The 15,741-nt window shown below is 61.6% G+C and carries 12 protein-coding genes and 2 tRNA genes; 6 read left to right on the plus strand and 8 right to left on the minus strand.

What is annotated here, in order from left to right; genetic code table 11:
- Positions 1–24: 24 nt before the first annotated feature.
- The 4 genes from IEX57_RS01440 to IEX57_RS01455 form a co-directional block, all read right to left on the minus strand.
- Complete coding sequence (locus IEX57_RS01440) at positions 25–807, minus strand: PAS domain-containing protein (RefSeq protein ID WP_188701594.1); 783 nt, start codon at positions 805–807, stop codon at positions 25–27.
- Positions 791–1,267 (minus strand): hypothetical protein, encoded by a 477-nt coding sequence (locus IEX57_RS01445; protein WP_188701596.1) that lies wholly within the window; start codon positions 1,265–1,267, stop codon positions 791–793. The genes IEX57_RS01440 and IEX57_RS01445 overlap by 17 nt, the downstream gene beginning before the upstream one ends.
- Positions 1,268–1,493: 226 nt before the next feature.
- Positions 1,494–1,570, minus strand: a tRNA-Asp gene (locus IEX57_RS01450).
- 9 nt (positions 1,571–1,579) lie between these two features.
- Positions 1,580–1,655, minus strand: a tRNA-Val gene (locus IEX57_RS01455).
- Between the two features lie 256 nt (positions 1,656–1,911).
- Here IEX57_RS01455 and IEX57_RS01460 point away from each other — a divergent pair.
- From IEX57_RS01460 to IEX57_RS01485, 6 genes are all read left to right on the plus strand, one after another.
- A complete protein-coding gene (locus IEX57_RS01460) occupies positions 1,912–2,721 on the plus strand; it encodes a type II secretion system protein N (protein WP_188701598.1) in 810 nt (269 codons plus the stop codon).
- 9 nt (positions 2,722–2,730) lie between these two features.
- On the plus strand, positions 2,731–4,959 hold the full coding sequence (gspD, locus tag IEX57_RS01465; protein WP_188701600.1) for a type II secretion system secretin GspD: 2,229 nt from the start codon (positions 2,731–2,733) through the stop codon (positions 4,957–4,959).
- On the plus strand, positions 4,956–6,425 hold the full coding sequence (gspE, locus tag IEX57_RS01470; RefSeq protein WP_188701602.1) for a type II secretion system ATPase GspE: 1,470 nt from the start codon (positions 4,956–4,958) through the stop codon (positions 6,423–6,425). The genes gspD and gspE overlap by 4 nt, the downstream gene beginning before the upstream one ends.
- Before the next feature lie 113 nt (positions 6,426–6,538).
- A complete protein-coding gene (locus tag IEX57_RS01475) occupies positions 6,539–7,696 on the plus strand; it encodes an AAA family ATPase (RefSeq protein WP_188701604.1) in 1,158 nt (385 codons plus the stop codon).
- Positions 7,697–7,859: 163 nt separating this feature from the next.
- Entirely contained in the window at positions 7,860–8,456 is a 597-nt protein-coding gene (locus IEX57_RS01480) for an SRPBCC family protein (RefSeq protein ID WP_188701606.1), read from the plus strand.
- A 64-nt stretch (positions 8,457–8,520) separates the two neighbouring features.
- A complete protein-coding gene (locus tag IEX57_RS01485; protein WP_188701608.1) occupies positions 8,521–9,429 on the plus strand; it encodes a polysaccharide deacetylase family protein in 909 nt (302 codons plus the stop codon).
- Here IEX57_RS01485 and thpR read toward each other — a convergent pair whose 3' ends face one another.
- The 4 genes from thpR to phnF form a co-directional block, all read right to left on the minus strand.
- The gene (gene thpR / locus IEX57_RS01490; protein ID WP_188701609.1) at positions 9,430–9,969 is read right to left on the minus strand and encodes an RNA 2',3'-cyclic phosphodiesterase; all 540 of its coding nucleotides are present in this window, start codon (positions 9,967–9,969) and stop codon (positions 9,430–9,432) included. It abuts the gene before it with no gap.
- 77 nt (positions 9,970–10,046) lie between these two features.
- A complete protein-coding gene (gene putA, locus IEX57_RS01495; protein ID WP_188701611.1) occupies positions 10,047–14,012 on the minus strand; it encodes a trifunctional transcriptional regulator/proline dehydrogenase/L-glutamate gamma-semialdehyde dehydrogenase in 3,966 nt (1,321 codons plus the stop codon).
- A 147-nt stretch (positions 14,013–14,159) separates the two neighbouring features.
- Positions 14,160–14,963, minus strand: a complete 804-nt coding sequence (locus IEX57_RS01500) for an NUDIX hydrolase (RefSeq protein ID WP_188701614.1) — start codon at positions 14,961–14,963, stop codon at positions 14,160–14,162.
- Positions 14,963–15,694, minus strand: coding sequence for a phosphonate metabolism transcriptional regulator PhnF (gene phnF / locus IEX57_RS01505; protein WP_188701616.1), 732 nt, complete (start codon positions 15,692–15,694; stop codon positions 14,963–14,965). Before phnF ends, IEX57_RS01500 begins: the two co-directional genes overlap by 1 nt.
- Positions 15,695–15,741 lie beyond the last annotated feature (47 nt).

The raw sequence follows: 15,741 nt of genomic DNA on the forward strand, positions 1-15,741 counted from the left end.
GCTCCGGCAGGCATGACGCCGCGTCTAGTGCAGGACCAGCAATGTGCGGGTTTTTTCCTCTGTGCCGATCTGCTGCACCCGGCAAGCGTGCGTCTTCTGGTCACGGTGATAGAGGAACTCCAGCGCGGTGCCGGGGCTGGATTCGGCCAGCAGTTGCTCGCTGTTGGCGGTAATGGCTTCCAGCGGGCGGCCAAGCAAGTCAGTCGGCGGCGTATTCAGGCGTTCGCACAGCGGGTTGTTCACAAACTCGATGATGCCCTTGCGCAGCAACATGAACGGCACCGGCAGCGCGTCGGCCACACCTTCAGACAGCGGGTCGGACGAGGCAATCAGCGCTTCGGCAGCCTTGACGTGGGTGATGTCGATGGCAATCGACAATATATATACATCGCCTTCGCGGACCAGCGGCTGCTTGGTGATATCAAACCAGTGCGTGCGGCCGTTGGGCAATGTCCAGTGATCCACCGTGCGCACGGTATCGCCGTGTTCCAGTACTTCGGTATCGCCCGTGGTGAATGGCATGGGGTGATCGTGCGCAGCCAGATGCGACTGCACCAGCAATTCGTGGCCCAGCGTGGTTTGTGTGGCGCGGTTCACCAGCAAAAAGCGGCCGTGCTTGTCGCGCACAAAAATCAGGTTGGGGCTGGAATCAATAATCTGGTGCACAAACAATTGCTGCTGGAAGAGGGCTTCTTCCGTGGCTTTCATCTGCGTGATATCGCGGATCACCGCCAGACATTCACCAGTGGAAAGCGGCAGCAAGCGGGCTTCGAACACGTGCTGGCTGGATTCATTGCCGGTATTCAAACTGTTGCTGCACTTGCGTGCTCTGCACAGAAATCAGTGCTTCCAGATACTGGCGCGACACGCGTGCCGGAAACAGCCCGGAAAGACGGCCGTTGCCATCGCTGGCGGAAGGGTGAAATTGCGCCGTCGCTTCATTGAGCGGCGTGACCGTGCGATTGGCGTAATCAATACGCCACACGAGATCAGGCAGGCAATGGGCAATCGGGGTATGGGTATCGTCGTTGGCGGCCGGTTCAGCGTCCAGCGGCACATCAACACCGGCAGTGCGGCTACGGGTGGCCAGGAGGGCAACGCCCACGCTACCGGCAACCAGCCAGGCTTCGGTGATCCACAAGGGCAGGCCGGGTTGAACGCCGCCCCATAGATGCAGTGCGGCAATACCGCCCAGACTGACGATCAATGCAGTGGCAAGTGGCAGCGAACGGGAACGGTGGTCCAGAGTGCGTGAGGCAAGCGGCATGGGCAAGGTCAGCGGACAATTTCTGACGAATTTGCGCTAGCAGCCGGATCAGGTCAAGCAAAGCTTGGAATTTAAACGACGGGCGTCGAAACTAGCCGCTGAGTGTTGCCGATTAACCACGACGTGCAGGCGCATTCTTACATCAAGAGAAAGAAGCGACAAATATAAACAAGAGAGGATTTACTACAGGACTACTGGAACAACAAGGCTGCAACAAGAGTGTTGCTGGCGGAGCGGACGGGACTCGAACCCGCGACCCCCGGCGTGACAGGCCGGTATTCTAACCAACTGAACTACCGCTCCGCAGCGGTTTGGTGGGTGATGACGGGATCGAACCGCCGACATTCTGCGTGTAAGGCAGACGCTCTACCATCTGAGCTAATCACCCGTGTCTCGTCGAGAGGTGCGCATTTAACCATGCACCTTTTGGGCTGTCAAACACTTTTTTGCAGAGAAGTCGCAAAACCGTAAAAAACGCGAAATAAAGTGTCTCGCTCTGCTGCTGGGGGTCTGCCGCTTATAGTCATGCGCCTGCGGCATTTGGTATAAATTGGCCCAGTTCAAAACCAGTCAACATACATACATAGTCGGCTCCGGTGAAATTTCCAAAAATATCTGTATCAGACAAATCCCGCTGGGTTGGCGTGCTGGACGTGCTGCTGGTGGTCGCGCTGGCGTGGGCATGCGCCGGTTTGTTCTGGCAACTGTTTGCCCCCCGTTCTCCGCAAGTGCGCCTGGCGCCGGCGGTAGAAGCACCGCGCAGCGCACAGATGCAGTGGGCGGGTGCGCGTACCTGGTTTGGTTCTGGCGCGCAAGATGCTGGCGAAAGTAATTTGTCTGCGCAGTTGATTGCCGTGATTGCCGGTGGTGATAACTACAGTGCCGCGATCTTTACCGGGCTGGATGCATCCATGCCGACCGCAGTCAGGGTAGGGCAGGAGCTGCGCCCCGGCGTCAAACTGACACGCGTAGAGCGTGATCATGTTGAGCTGGATGAGCGCGGCCAGAGCTCGAAACTGATGTTGCAAGGCGCCAGCGCTCCGGCAGTGGCTGCCATGCCGGCAGGCCGTCCGCCGGTGGCCGGTGGTGCCGTGCAGGCGCCGCCCGTTGCGCCGCCCACCGCAGGCGGCAGCATCAGCGAGGGCCCGTCGGCCACGCTCACACGCGGTCAGCTTGCTGCAGCCATGCAAAACGCCAATATCTCGGACTGGGCCAAAGGCATCAGCAGTGCCGCTGGTGGTGGCATCCAGATCGATAACCCGTCCCAGCAACCTTTTGCCGGCCCGCTGGGCTTGCAGAACGGGGACGTACTCAAGAGTGTCAACGGCGCCAATTTGACGCAAAACACCGATATTTCGACCGTATATACCGCATTCAGCCAGCAGTCGCAGGTGCAGCTTGTGCTTTTGAGGCACGGCAGCCTGTTGCGAATGCATTACCAGATTCAGCCCTGACGGATTGCAATGAAACCTCGTTTTCGCCCCCTGTTGATCGCCTGTTTGCTCGCCAGCCAGTTGTTGCAGGCTGCTGATAATACAAATTCGGTCACGCTCAATTTTGTGAATGCCGACCTTGAATCCACCATCAAGGCCGTGGGTTTGATCACTGGCAAGAATTTCGTGATTGATCCGCGCGTCAAAGGCACGGTCAATATCGTCTCGTCCGAGCCCGTGGCCAAAGAAGCGGTTTACCCGATCCTGCTGTCCGCGCTGCGTCAGCAGGGGTTTACTGCGCTGGAAGCCAACGGCGTGGTCAAGGTGATGCCAGAGGCGGACGCCAAGCAGAACTACAGTGCCACGGTGCAACGCGGCGCCAAGGTGTCTGGCGACCGGATCGTGACCCAGGTGTACCCGTTGCGCTATGAGTCGGCCACGCAGCTGGTGCCGATCCTGCGTCCGCTGGTCTCGCCCAACAACACGGTGGCGGCTTATCCGGCTGGCAATACGCTGGTGATTACCGATTACGCTGATAACGTGCGGCGTCTGAACCGCATTATTGAAAGCATTGATCAGCCGGCCCAGTCGGATATTTTCCCGATCCAGTTGAAATATGCCTCCGCCCTGGACGTCGCGCAGACGCTGGCGCGCCTGATGCCGGAAATTTCCATGCAGGGCGTCACCCCGACCAATGCGCCGGGTGAGGGTATTCACCGCAGCACCATCGTGCCGGATGTACGCAGCAACGCCTTGCTGGTGCGCTCTGAAAACCAGGCCACTGCGCAGCAGATCAAGCGCATTGTTGATACCCTGGATCAGCCCGGTGCCGCTGGCGGCAACATCCATGTGGTGTACCTGCGCAATGCAGAAGCCACCAAGCTGGCCGGTACGCTCAAAGGCATTCTGACCGGTCAGGACTCCGGCAACAGCAGCAGTAACCAGTCCACCAGCCTGGCCGCCTCTGCCAGCCTGAGCAACAACTCGTCGTCCAGCACCAGCAGCACCAGCAACAGCGGCGGGCTGTCGGGCATGAATGCCACCTCGACGACCAATACCAGCAGCAACACCAGCACGCAGCCGACCTCGACCAGTGTGCAAGTGGGCGGTGCCAATGTGCTGATCACGGCCGACCCGATGACCAACTCGATGATCATCACGGCGCCGGACAATGTATATAACAACCTGCGTGATGTGATCGACAAGCTCGATGCCCGTCGCGCCCAGGTGTATGTCGAAGCCATCATTGCCGAAGTCAACGCCTCCAAGCTCAATGAACTGGGCGTGCAGTGGCAGCTGGGCCTGACCGGTTCCGGCACGTCGGTGGTTGGTTTGTCGGGGCTGGCGGGCAGTATCGCCACGCTGAACAACCCGATTTCCAGCATCCTGTCGGGGATTTCCAGCGGTACGTTCACCAACGGCGCACCGACCGGCTTTAACCTGGGTGTGGTCAACAGTTCTGCGACTGCAGGCGTGATCTTGTCGGCGCTGGAAAGCACCGGCGACGCCAATGTATTGTCCACGCCGAACCTGGTCACGCTGGATAACGAAGAAGCGCGCATTCTGGTCGGCCAGAATATTCCGATCCTGACCGGGCAGACGGCATCGACCGGTTCCAACACCAACCCGTTCAATACCTATACCCGCCAGGATATCGGTATCACGCTGGCGGTACGGCCACAGGTCTCTGAAGGTGGCTCGATCACCATGCAGGTGTACCAGGAAGTGTCCAGCATCGACAGCACGGTGAACACCAATGGCGGCGGTATTGCAACCAAGAAACGCACCATTGATTCCAAGGTGCTGGTCGATAACGGCCAGACCATCGTGCTGGGCGGCTTGCTGCAAGATTCGTCCACCAACGACCAGAACAAGGTGCCGATCCTGGGTGATATCCCGGTTATTGGCGGCCTGTTCCGCTACCAGACGCGCAACTGGTCCAAGACCGATTTGATGGTGTTCCTGCGCCCGGTCATCCTGTACGACAGCAAGGATACTGACACCCTCTCGGTCGACCGCTACCAGTATCTGCGCCGCGTGCAGCAAGAATTCAACATGTCGGACAGCCCGGCGCTGCCCGCGATCCCGAAAGCCGTGTTGCCGGAACTGAAGACCACGCCGACCACGCCGTCCACCTCGCGCTATGGCGTGCAGGACTTGCGCGGTGCCGGCAAGGCGCCTGAAGTCACCCAGCCGGTTGCCCCGGTCGCCAGCACGCCGGCAGCGGCAGCTGACACCACACAAGGCCAGACCAAGTGAGCGCACGGCTGGTTCCTTATCATTACGCCCGCGATTTTGGCGTGGTCGATACCGAGCAACATGAAAGCTCGGTGCATGTGCTGATGCGCAAGGGCGCAGATTTGTCTGCGCTGAACGAATTGCGCCGGGTTGCCGGCCGCCCGCTGGATGTCGAACTGCTGGATCAGGACGCCTACGAGGCGCGCTTGTCCGAGTTGTTCAGCAATGCCGGGAGTGCCTCGGCCAGCGTGGCCGATGACCTGGAAGGCAGTCTGGATCTCTCGCGCCTGGCGCAAGAACTGCCCGAAATCGAAGACCTGCTGGAAACCGAAGACGACGCGCCGATCATTCGCCTGATCAACGCCTTGCTGACCGAAGCCCTGCGCGAGAACGCGTCTGACTTGCACCTGGAGCCGTTCGAGACGCGCTCGGTGGTGCGTTTCCGGGTGGATGGCCAGTTGCGTGATGTGCTCGAACCCAAGCGTGCGCTGCATGCGGCGCTGGTGTCGCGGATCAAGGTCATGGCGGGGCTGGATATTGCTGAAAAGCGGCTGCCGCAAGATGGCCGTATCACGCTGCGCGTTGCCGGACGCCCGGTTGACGTGCGGGTCTCGACGCTGCCGACAGGGCATGGCGAACGTGCCGTGTTGCGTTTGCTGGATAAATCCGCCGGCCGCCTGAACCTGGAAAAACTGGGTATGGGCGGCAATACGCTGGTGCAATTGCAAGCCATGCTCAACGAGCCGCACGGCATTGTGCTGGTGACTGGCCCCACGGGTTCGGGCAAGACCACCACGCTGTATGCCGCGCTCTCGCGCATGGATTCCAAAACCAGCAACATCATGACCGTCGAAGACCCGATCGAATACGATCTGGACGGCGTGGGGCAGACGCAGATCAACCCGCGTATCGACATGAGTTTTGCCCGCGCCCTGCGCGCCATTTTGCGGCAAGACCCGGACGTGATCATGATTGGTGAAATCCGTGACCTGGAAACCGCGCAGATTGCGGTGCAGGCCTCGCTCACCGGCCACCTGGTGCTGGCCACGCTGCACACCAACGATGCGGTCAGCGCGGTGACGCGGCTGACGGATATGGGTATTGAACCCTTCTTGCTGGCTTCCAGTTTGCTGGGCGTGCTGGCCCAGCGGCTGGCGCGCAAATTGTGCCCGTCGTGCCGCCAGCCAGGTGAGGTACAGCCGGACGAACTGCCCGCATTTGAAGGCCTGGGCGCGCCGGTGCTTTACCGCGCCGTGGGGTGCGAGCAGTGTGGCGGTTCCGGTTATCGGGGCCGTACCGGTCTGTATGAACTCTTCAAGATTGATGAGACCGTCCGCAGCATGATTCACGCCCGCGTGCCGGAACAAGAGTTGAAAGACTACGCGCTGGCGCACGGCATGTTCACCCTGCGGCAAGATGGTGTCCGCCGCGTGCAGCGAGGTGAAACCGCGCTGGAAGAAGTCTGGCGCGTCACGCGTGAGAGTTGATGTGCCATCAGGTTTAACACTGAAAAGCCCCGCAAGGGGCTTTTTTATTTGGACCTTGCCGCTGCTGTTTGCCATGCTGAACGGGTTTGCTTTTCACTGTGGAAACGCACTTCATGCTCACCACCCTGGCCATTGAAAACTACCGCTCGCTGCGGGACCTGATTTTGCCGCTGGGCCGGCTAACCCTGATTACCGGTGCCAATGGCAGTGGCAAATCCAGCGTTTATCGCGCTTTGCGTTTGCTGGCGCAGGTGGCACAAGGGCGAGTGATTGCTACTTTGGCGCAAGAGGGCGGGTTCCGCTCCACCTTGTGGGCCGGGCCGGAAAACCACAGCCGTGGCATGAAAGAAGGCTGGCAGCCGGTGCAGGGAACAGTGCGTTCCGAGCCCTACAATCTGAAGCTGGGGTTTGGCAGTGAGCAGTTTGGCTATCTGCTCAGGCTGGGCTTGCCGATTCCGGGGTACGGGGCATTTGGCAGTGATCCGCATATCAAGGAAGAAGTAATCTGGGCGGGGCCGTGGTTGCGGCGTGCCGGGACGCTGGTGGAGCGTGAGAACGCACTCGTCAGGGTGAAAGACGGGCGTGGCTGGCAGGTACTGGCACACAATTTGTCGCCCTTTGACAGCATGCTGACCGAGCTGGCTGACCCGGCCCAGGCGCCAGAGATGTTCCGGCTGCGCGAGCAAGTGCGGTCCTGGCGGTTTTATGATCATTTCCGCACGGATGCAGACGCCCCGGCCCGCCAGCCGCAGGTGGGCACGTATACGCCGGTGCTGGCCGATGACGGGCGTGATCTGGCCGCGGCCTTGCAGACCATCATGCAGATCGGTGATGCCAGCGCGCTGGCCGAGGCAGTGGATGACGCTTTTCCGGGCTGCACCATCGAGATTGACTGCCAGGGTGCGCGGTTCGAGGTCATCATGTGGCAGCCAGGCCTGTTGCGTCCGCTGCGTGCGGCCGAGTTCTCTGATGGCACCTTGCGCTACCTGCTGTGGATTGCCGCTTTGCTCTCGCCACGGCCTGCCCAACTGCTGGTGCTGAACGAACCGGAAACCAGCCTGCACCCGGACCTGTTGCCCGCGCTGGGGCGTCTGATCCTGCAGGCGGCAAAACAAGCGCAGGTGATTGTGGTGTCGCATGCGGGCAGGCTGATCAACACGCTCAGTCAGCAAGAAGACGTGCACACCTGGCAGCTGGAAAAAGAACTCGGCCAGACCAGTGTGCAAGGTCTGGCTGATCTGGAACGGCCGGCGTGGCATTGGTCCAGCTGAAGATGGCTGGCGCCTGACAGTGCCCTCTGGCGTGGTCAAGTCTCTGCCCTGTGGCGGGGTGCGCAGGCAAAGTGCGGCTGGCGCGTCTACCATGAGTCCTGAACCGGCATGCCTATGTCATGGTACGCAGGCATCATGCCCCCTGAAGCTTCCGGAGAGCACCATGCGACTTTTGATTTCACTGGCCGGTGCGCTGGCCTTGCTGGCTTGCTGGCCGGCCCTGGCTGCCGACACCAGCGCCGCCAGCCCCGTGGCTGCCCATGTCGAAAAGAAAGGTGAAACCGTCACGCTGGAGAGCGAATTCACCGTACCCGTCTCGCGGGAAATCGCCTGGGAAGTGCTGACCGATTTTGACCATATGGCCAGTTACGTGCCCAACCTTAGCAGCAGCAAGATTCTGGAGCACACCGACACCACCATGAAGGTCGAACAAAAAGGGGTGGTGCCGCTCGGGATATTTCATGCGTCTTATGATTCGATCCGGCAAATGGAACTCAAACCCATGACCGAGATCCGTGCGAAGTCGGTCGGCGGGGATTCCGGGCCGCTGACCAGCATCAGCACCTTGTCCGAAAAGAACGGCCAGACCGTGGTAAGCTACCACGCCGAATGGACGCCGACCTCCAAGCTGGTGGGGAGCCTGGGTACCGGCACCGCCCGTGACCAGTTATTGCACCAGTTCACCGCCATGGAGCAGGAAATGCTGCGCCGGGCGCACAAGGGCAAGACAGAGGCCGCATCCGGCACCGCTGCCCAATAAGGCTGCAGCCCATTCGCATCCGGTTTGAAACCACTCTCACTGTTACCAGAACTGTCCCAGATTTATGCGATTGCTAGCGCTCAAGATTGATGTCGATACCTTTCGTGGCACCCGCATTGGTGTCCCGCGCCTTGTCGAAGCCCTGCAGCGGCACAAGGCCAATGCCACGTTCCTGTGGAGCCTTGGCCCGGATCACACCGGCCGCGCCATCAAGCGCGTATTCCGTCCGGGTTTCATGAAGAAAGTCTCCCGCACTTCTGTGGTAGAGCATTACGGCATCAAGACCTTGATGTACGGCACCTTGCTGCCGGGCCCGGATATCGGCAAGCGCTGCGCAGAACTGATGCGCAGCGTGGCGGCAGCGGGTTTCGAGAACGGTATTCACACCTGGGATCACATCCGCTGGCAAGATGGTGTAGCGGGGGCAGATGCCGAGTGGACGCGCGCAGAACTGAACAAGGCGGCTGAACGCTTCCAGAGCATTTTTGGCGAGCCGGCCAAAACCCACGGCGCGGCAGGCTGGCAAATGAACGAACACGCCTACCGTTACCAGCAGCACATGGGCCTGACCTATGCGGCGGATACCCGCGGCACCCACCCGTTCTGGCCGGTTGTGAAGGGCGAACTGGTGCGTTGCGTGCAACTGCCGGGCACGCTGCCGACGCTGGATGAACTTCTGGGTGTGGATGGCCTGAACGCCGACAACGTGCATGAACACATCCTGCGCCTGACCGAAGATACCCAGCCCTACGGCCACGTGTTCACGCTGCACGCGGAACTGGAAGGCATGAAGCTGCTGCCGGTGTTTGAGCGCCTGCTGGCCGGCTGGATCGAACAAGGTTATCAACTGGTGTCCTGCCGCGATCTGTACGAGGCGCTGGACCCGGCTGCGCTGCCGTACCATCACGTAGAGATGGAAGAAATTCCGGGCCGCAGCGGCGTACTGGCCATGCAGGGCGCGGTGTTTCCCTGATCAGGTTTGAGGGTGTCCGGCGCTGCTGATCACGCGGTGCAGGATGTGATACTCGACCCCGTCCGGGGTGGAGCGCGATTCATACAGACTTAACTGAGACGCCCGCCAGATAATGGCGGGCGTTAACGTTTGTGGCGGGCAGGCCACCTTGCGCAACAGCGTAACGTGCGCAGAGAAGCCTTGCGCGTCCACGCTGAAATGATGCTGTTGCAAGGACTGGTGCAGGCGCGCGGCCAGCCCGTCCAGCATCATGTGCCGTTCGGCCGGCCCGGCCCACGTGACGTTGGCGCGGCTGAAACTGCCCACGCTTGCCAGTTGCAAGGTCATGGGCATGAAGCCGCACTGGTCAATCAGGCTGGCCAGTTCTTCCACGCGGGCCACCGGCGTCTGGCCCAGAAATGCCAGGGTGAGGTGCAGATTGGCCTGCGCCACCGGTTTGCCGCCAGCCACGGCATGCAGCCTGTCGCGCACGGCCACCAGTTGCTGGCGTACTGCAGGCGGGGGAGTCAGGCCGATAAAGAGGCGGGCGGTGGCGGTCATGCCGCCAGTGTAGCGGGGAAACCCGCAGCGATGGCCCGCTTGCGCTGACCATCACCACTGGTTTGCTGGCGCGTTATTTAGCCGATGGTCATCAAACTCGCATTCCCGCCCGCTGCCGCCGTATTCACCGACAGCGCCCGTTCAATCAGCAGACGTTCCAGCGCAAAGGCTTCACCACCTGCGGCCAGACCCTGTACGCCGATAATGGGGCCGTTCCGTTCTGCCACCGCCAGGCTCAGCGTGCGCAATTCGTCCGAGTCGCCATGATGCAGCACTGCGTCGAACTCCAGCGAGCCCAGGTCCTGCGTCGCCTCAATGAGTTCAACCCGTGCCCGCACCGCCGCCGGCAATTGCGCCACGGTCTCGGCGGTACCGGCGCGCTTGATCACGACTGCCATCGCGCCGATACAAAGTACAGTGGCAATCTGGCGCAAGACGTCGTCCGCGCTGGTCACGCATAACACGCGTTCACGCGGGAGCAGGGCGTAGGTATTGCGCTCGCCGGTCGGGCCCGCCAGCGTCAGCGTGGTACCGGTCATGCTGGCGCTCTGCAGTTTCTGGCACAGCGCGGCCAGTTCTGGCTGGTGCTGCGCGGCCCACTGCTGCAGGCTGGCAAATGGCTGCAACAGTTGCTCACGCGTGGCGCTGTTCAGTGCCGCCGGCAAACCGGTGGCCGCGCTGAGCGTCTGGCGCATGGCCTCTTGCGGGCAGACCGACAGCAAGCGGTGCAGATACAGCGGGCCGCCGGCTTTGGGGCCGGTGCCGGACAAACCTTCGCCACCGAACGGTTGCACGCCGACCACGGCGCCCACCACATTGCGGTTCACGTAAAGGTTGCCCACCTGTGCGCGCGAGACAATATGGGCAATGGTCTCGTCGATACGGGTGTGGATGCCCATGGTCAGGCCGTAGCCGGTGGCGTTGATCTGATCCAGTAGCTGATCCAGCCCGGCATGATCTGCCGTGCGCTGCCAGCGCACCACGTGCAGTACGGGGCCGAAGACCTCGCGTTCCAGTTCGGCAATGCTGTCCAGTTCAATCAGCGTCGGTGCGATAAAGGTGCCGTGGCGGCCGGCCTCGGGTTCGCCCGCCTGATACACCTTGCGGCCCTTGCCGTAGAGCGCGTCGATATGGTTCTGGATGCCGGCCTGGGCTTCGGCATCAATCACCGGGCCGACGTCAGTGGCAAGGCGATCCGGGTTGCCGACCACCAGTTCCTGCATGCCGCCCTTGAGCATGTCCAGCACGCGATCGGCGATGTCTTCCTGCAGGCACAGCACGCGCAGGGCAGAGCAGCGCTGGCCGGCGCTATCAAATGCCGAGGCCAGCACATCGGCCACAACCTGTTCGGTCAGGGCAGATGAATCAACAATCATGGCGTTCTGGCCGCCGGTTTCTGCAATCAGCGGAATGGTGGTGCCATGCGCGCTCAGGCGTCCGGCCAGATTGCGCTGCAAAATGCGCGCCACTTGGGTGGAGCCGGTAAACATCACGCCACGGGTGCGGGCGTCATTTACCAGCGCTGCACCGATGGTTTCGCCGGCGCCCGGCAGCAATTGCACGGCACCGGCCGGAATACCGGCCTCATGCAGAATCTGCACGGCCTGCGCGGCGATCAGCGGGGTCTGTTCCGCCGGCTTGGCCAGCACGGTATTGCCTGCAGCCAGCGCCGCGCTGACCTGCCCGGCAAAGATGGCCAGCGGGAAATTCCACGGGCTGATACACACAACCGGGCCGAGCGGGCGATGCGTATCGTTACTGAAGTGGTCACGCACCTGGGCGGCGTAATAGCGCAGGAAATCCACAGCCTCGCGGACTTCGGCAATGGCGTTGGGCAAAGACTTGCCGGCCTCGCGCACGATCAGCCCCATCAAGTGCTGCAGGCGGCTTTCCATCAGATCTGCCGCGCGTTCCAGCAGGGCAGCGCGTTGTGCCGGCGGGGTAGCTTGCCAGATTTGCGCTTCGCGCACGGCCGCTTGCATGGCCAGTTCGACATCGGCCGGCGTCGCGTCAATCACGTGACCGACCACATCATGGTGATCGGCCGGGTTCAGTACCTCGGCGCCGCCGGTTGCCGCCGGTGTCACGCCTTCAATCAGCGGTGTGGCGCGCCAGGCTTCATCCGCGCCATGCAGCAAGGCGGCCGACAACGAAGCCAGTCGTTGCTCGTTGGATAAATCCAGCCCGGCCGAGTTGGTGCGCGCCGCGCCATACAATTGCGCTGGCAGGCCGATGCGCGGATGCGGCAGACCCAGCGTCCCTTCTTTCAGATGCATGTCTTCCACAACGGCGACCGGGTCGGCGATCAGTTCATCCAGCGAGATGGTTTCATCGCCAATCCGGTTCACAAACGACGTATTGGCGCCGTTTTCCAGCAGGCGGCGCACCAGATAAGCCAGCAGCGTTTCATGCGTGCCGACGGGCGCGTAGATACGGCAGGGGCGGTTAAGCTTGCCCTCGGCCAGCTTGCCCACCACCTGTTCGTACAGTGGCTCGCCCATGCCGTGCAGGCACTGGAATTCATACTGGCCGGGGTAGTAGTTCTGGCCGGCAAGGTGATAGATCGTCGCCAGCGTGTGGGCGTTGTGCGTGGCAAATTGCGGGTAAACGGCTTCCGGCACGGCCAGCAATTTGCGGGCGCACGCCAGGTAAGAGACATCGGTATACACCTTGCGGGTGTAGACCGGATAACCCTCCAGCCCGTCCACCTGGGCGCGCTTGATTTCGCTATCCCAGTACGCGCCCTTCACAAGGCGGATCATCAGGCGGTGGCGGCTGCGGCGGGCCAGATCAATCAGATAATCCAGCACATACGGGCAGCGCTTCTGATAGGCCTGCACCACAAAACCAATGCCGTTCCAGCCGGCCAGATCAGGCTCGAAACACAAGCGCTCCAGCAGATCGAGCGAGATCTCCAGGCGGTCGGCTTCTTCGGCATCAATGTTGATGCCGATATCAAACTGGCGCGCCAGCACCGCCAGTGACTTCAGGCGCGGGTACAGCTCGCTTTGCACACGGTCGTACTGGGCGCGGCTGTAGCGCGGGTGCAGGGCAGAGAGCTTGATCGAAATCCCCGGGCCTTCGTAGATACCGCGGCCCTGGGCGGCGCGGCCAATGGCACGGATGGCTTGCTCGTAAGAGGCCAGATAACGCTGGGCATCAGCCTCGGTCATCGCGGCTTCGCCCAGCATGTCGTACGAATAACGGAAGCCTTCGTCTTCAAATTTGCGCGCGTTGGCCAGCGCTTCAGAGATGGTCTCGCCCGTCACAAACTGTTCGCCCATCAGGCGCATGGCCATATCCACGCCCTTGCGCACCAGCGGCTCGCCACCCTTGCCGATAATACGGGTCAGCGCGCTGGACAGGCCGGATTCGGTATGTGTGGCCACCAGCTTGCCGGTCAGCAGCAAACCCCAGGTGGCGGCATTGACGAACAGCGACGGGCTCTGGCCCACGTGCGAGTGCCAGTTGCCACGGGCGATCTTGTCGCGGATCAGCGCATCGCGGGTCGCTTTGTCCGGAATGCGCAGCAGCGCTTCGGCCAGGCACATCAGCGCTACGCCTTCTTGCGACGACAGGCTGAACTCCTGGATCAGGCCCTGCACCAGACCTTCGCGACCGGTGCCGACTTTCTGTTCACGCAGTTTGCCTGCCAGCTTGCCGGCCAGTTGCTGTGCGTTGTGCGCCAGCGCCTGCGGCAATCGCGCTTGCTCAAGCAGGGCAGGCAGGCATTCCGGTTCCGGGCGGCGGTAAGCGGCGGTGATGGCAGCGCGCAAGACCGACTGCGGTTGCACGCTCTGGGCAAACTCCAGAAAAGGTTGCACCTGCGGGTGTTGTTCCGGCGCAACTTCGCCCTGGCTGGTGCCACCCTCGTCACCGCCAGTACCGGCAGTGAAAGTCTGGCCGCGTTCGATCTGTTCCAGCGTGTTGAAAATGGCTTGCTTGATCAGCCAGTGCGGCGTGCGATCAAGCTTGAGCGCGGCTTGTTTCAAGCGTTCGCGCGTCGATTCGTCCAGCTTGACGCCAAGGGTGGTGGTGCTCATGGTGCGCTTCCTGAAAAGGCAGATTGGCAAAAATACCAAAGGATTTTGCGCGCAGCATAAAGCGGGTGCAACCGGTGATCAATTGCGGTTGCACCCTATGGTGCAACCTTGCGGTGCAACCGGTGGCAAAGGGCAGGGCGAATCGGGTTAAACCCAGTTTTTGCGCAGCAGAAAATCTGCAGTGACCAGCGCGGCATCCCAGGTCAGTTCAGCCAGGCGCGAGACCGTTTCCGGCACGCTGGTGGCGATGAACCCGGCAACTTCGCCATCGGTGTTGTGCGGGATGAAGTCCTGCGGCAACTGCAAGTCAAAGCAGTAGAGGATTTCGTCATGCGTGCCATCTGTTTCATTGCGCGTGCTGCGCAACTGGCCGGCCGCCACCACCTGGCTGGCCAGCGCGGCCGGGACGCCGGCTTCTTCCCACAATTCGCGGATGGCACAGCTGGTGGCGTCTTCGCCGGCAGACATCCCGCCTGCGGCCAGGTTATCCAGCCGGCCCGGGTCTACCGCCTTGCTGGCTGCTCGCTGGCCAATCCACAGATGCTGGTCTTGCCGCCAGCCATTGATATGCACCGCCAGACTTAACATGCCAAAGCGCCGGAACGCGCCCCGTTCCAGCTGGAACAACGGGCGCGAGAGGTCCGGCGTGCCGTCGGCATTGGGGGCGAGCACGGTGTAAAGCTCGTTGCGCCAGCCCCGGATCAACCCGGCCGTTTTCATGGCCAGCGCCGCATCGGTCAGGATACGGGCGGCTTCTTCGCCGGTGTTTGCCAGCAGAACCACGCCCCGCGCCTGGCGCGAGAACGCCGGGCTGTGCGTCAGCAGGAATTCAACCGTCACCGGCTCCAGCCAGCCCAGTTCAAAACCCAGGATGGTGAAGCGGGTGAGGTGGTCTGTGACCAGCTGCGGCTGCGTTGCGAGATGTTGTTCAACCTGCTGGCGCAATGACATCAAACGGCTTCCGGTTCAAACAAGAGTTGTACGGCGTCACCGGCAAAGCGGGTAATGCCGTATTCGATGGGCACGCCCACGGCGTCCACGTAGACGCTTTCCACAAACAGGATGGGTTGCGTCTTGGGTTGCCCCAGTTGCTGCGCGCATTCGGCTTCAGGCAGGCGGGTGCTGACCCGGCTCAGTTTGCGGCTGTATTCGTTGATACCGACGACGCCCAGCGCCGTGGCAACCGAACCATGCTGTTTATACAGCGTGTCAAAGCCCTTGAAGCGCGGCAACGGAAAATACTGGGTACACACGCCAATGACGCGGCCATCGACCACATCCAGCGCATCCACTTGCAACGCGGGTGTGCCGTTAGAGACGCCCAGCATGGCGCAGACTTCATCGCGCGGCACTACCTCGCGCGAGCGCTGGACCTGGCTGGTGCCGGCCAGTTGCTGTTTTTCCAGGCTGTGCGAAAAACGGCTGCGTTTGCCCAGTTTGTAGTCGATGAATTCTTCCTGCACAAACGTGCCGCGACCCTGTTCGATCCGCACAAGGCCCCGTGCCTCCAGCGCTTGCACGGCGCGGCGCACGGTGTGGCGGTTTACCCCGAAGCGGCTGGCCAGTTCGGTTTCGTTAGGCAGGCGTTCACGCAGGATCTTGCGGGCAATTTCGGCGGCCAGGGTTTCTTCAATCTGGCGCCACAAGGCAATACCGGAACCACGTTCTACGTTGATGTTCATTTATTGTTGTCCTGAGGGGGAGTGCGGCACGCCGCCGCCAACCGGTA

Origin of the sequence: Silvimonas iriomotensis (genome assembly GCF_014645535.1) — a bacterium.
In the GTDB taxonomy this organism is placed as follows: Bacteria; Pseudomonadota; Gammaproteobacteria; order Burkholderiales; family Chitinibacteraceae; genus Silvimonas; species Silvimonas iriomotensis.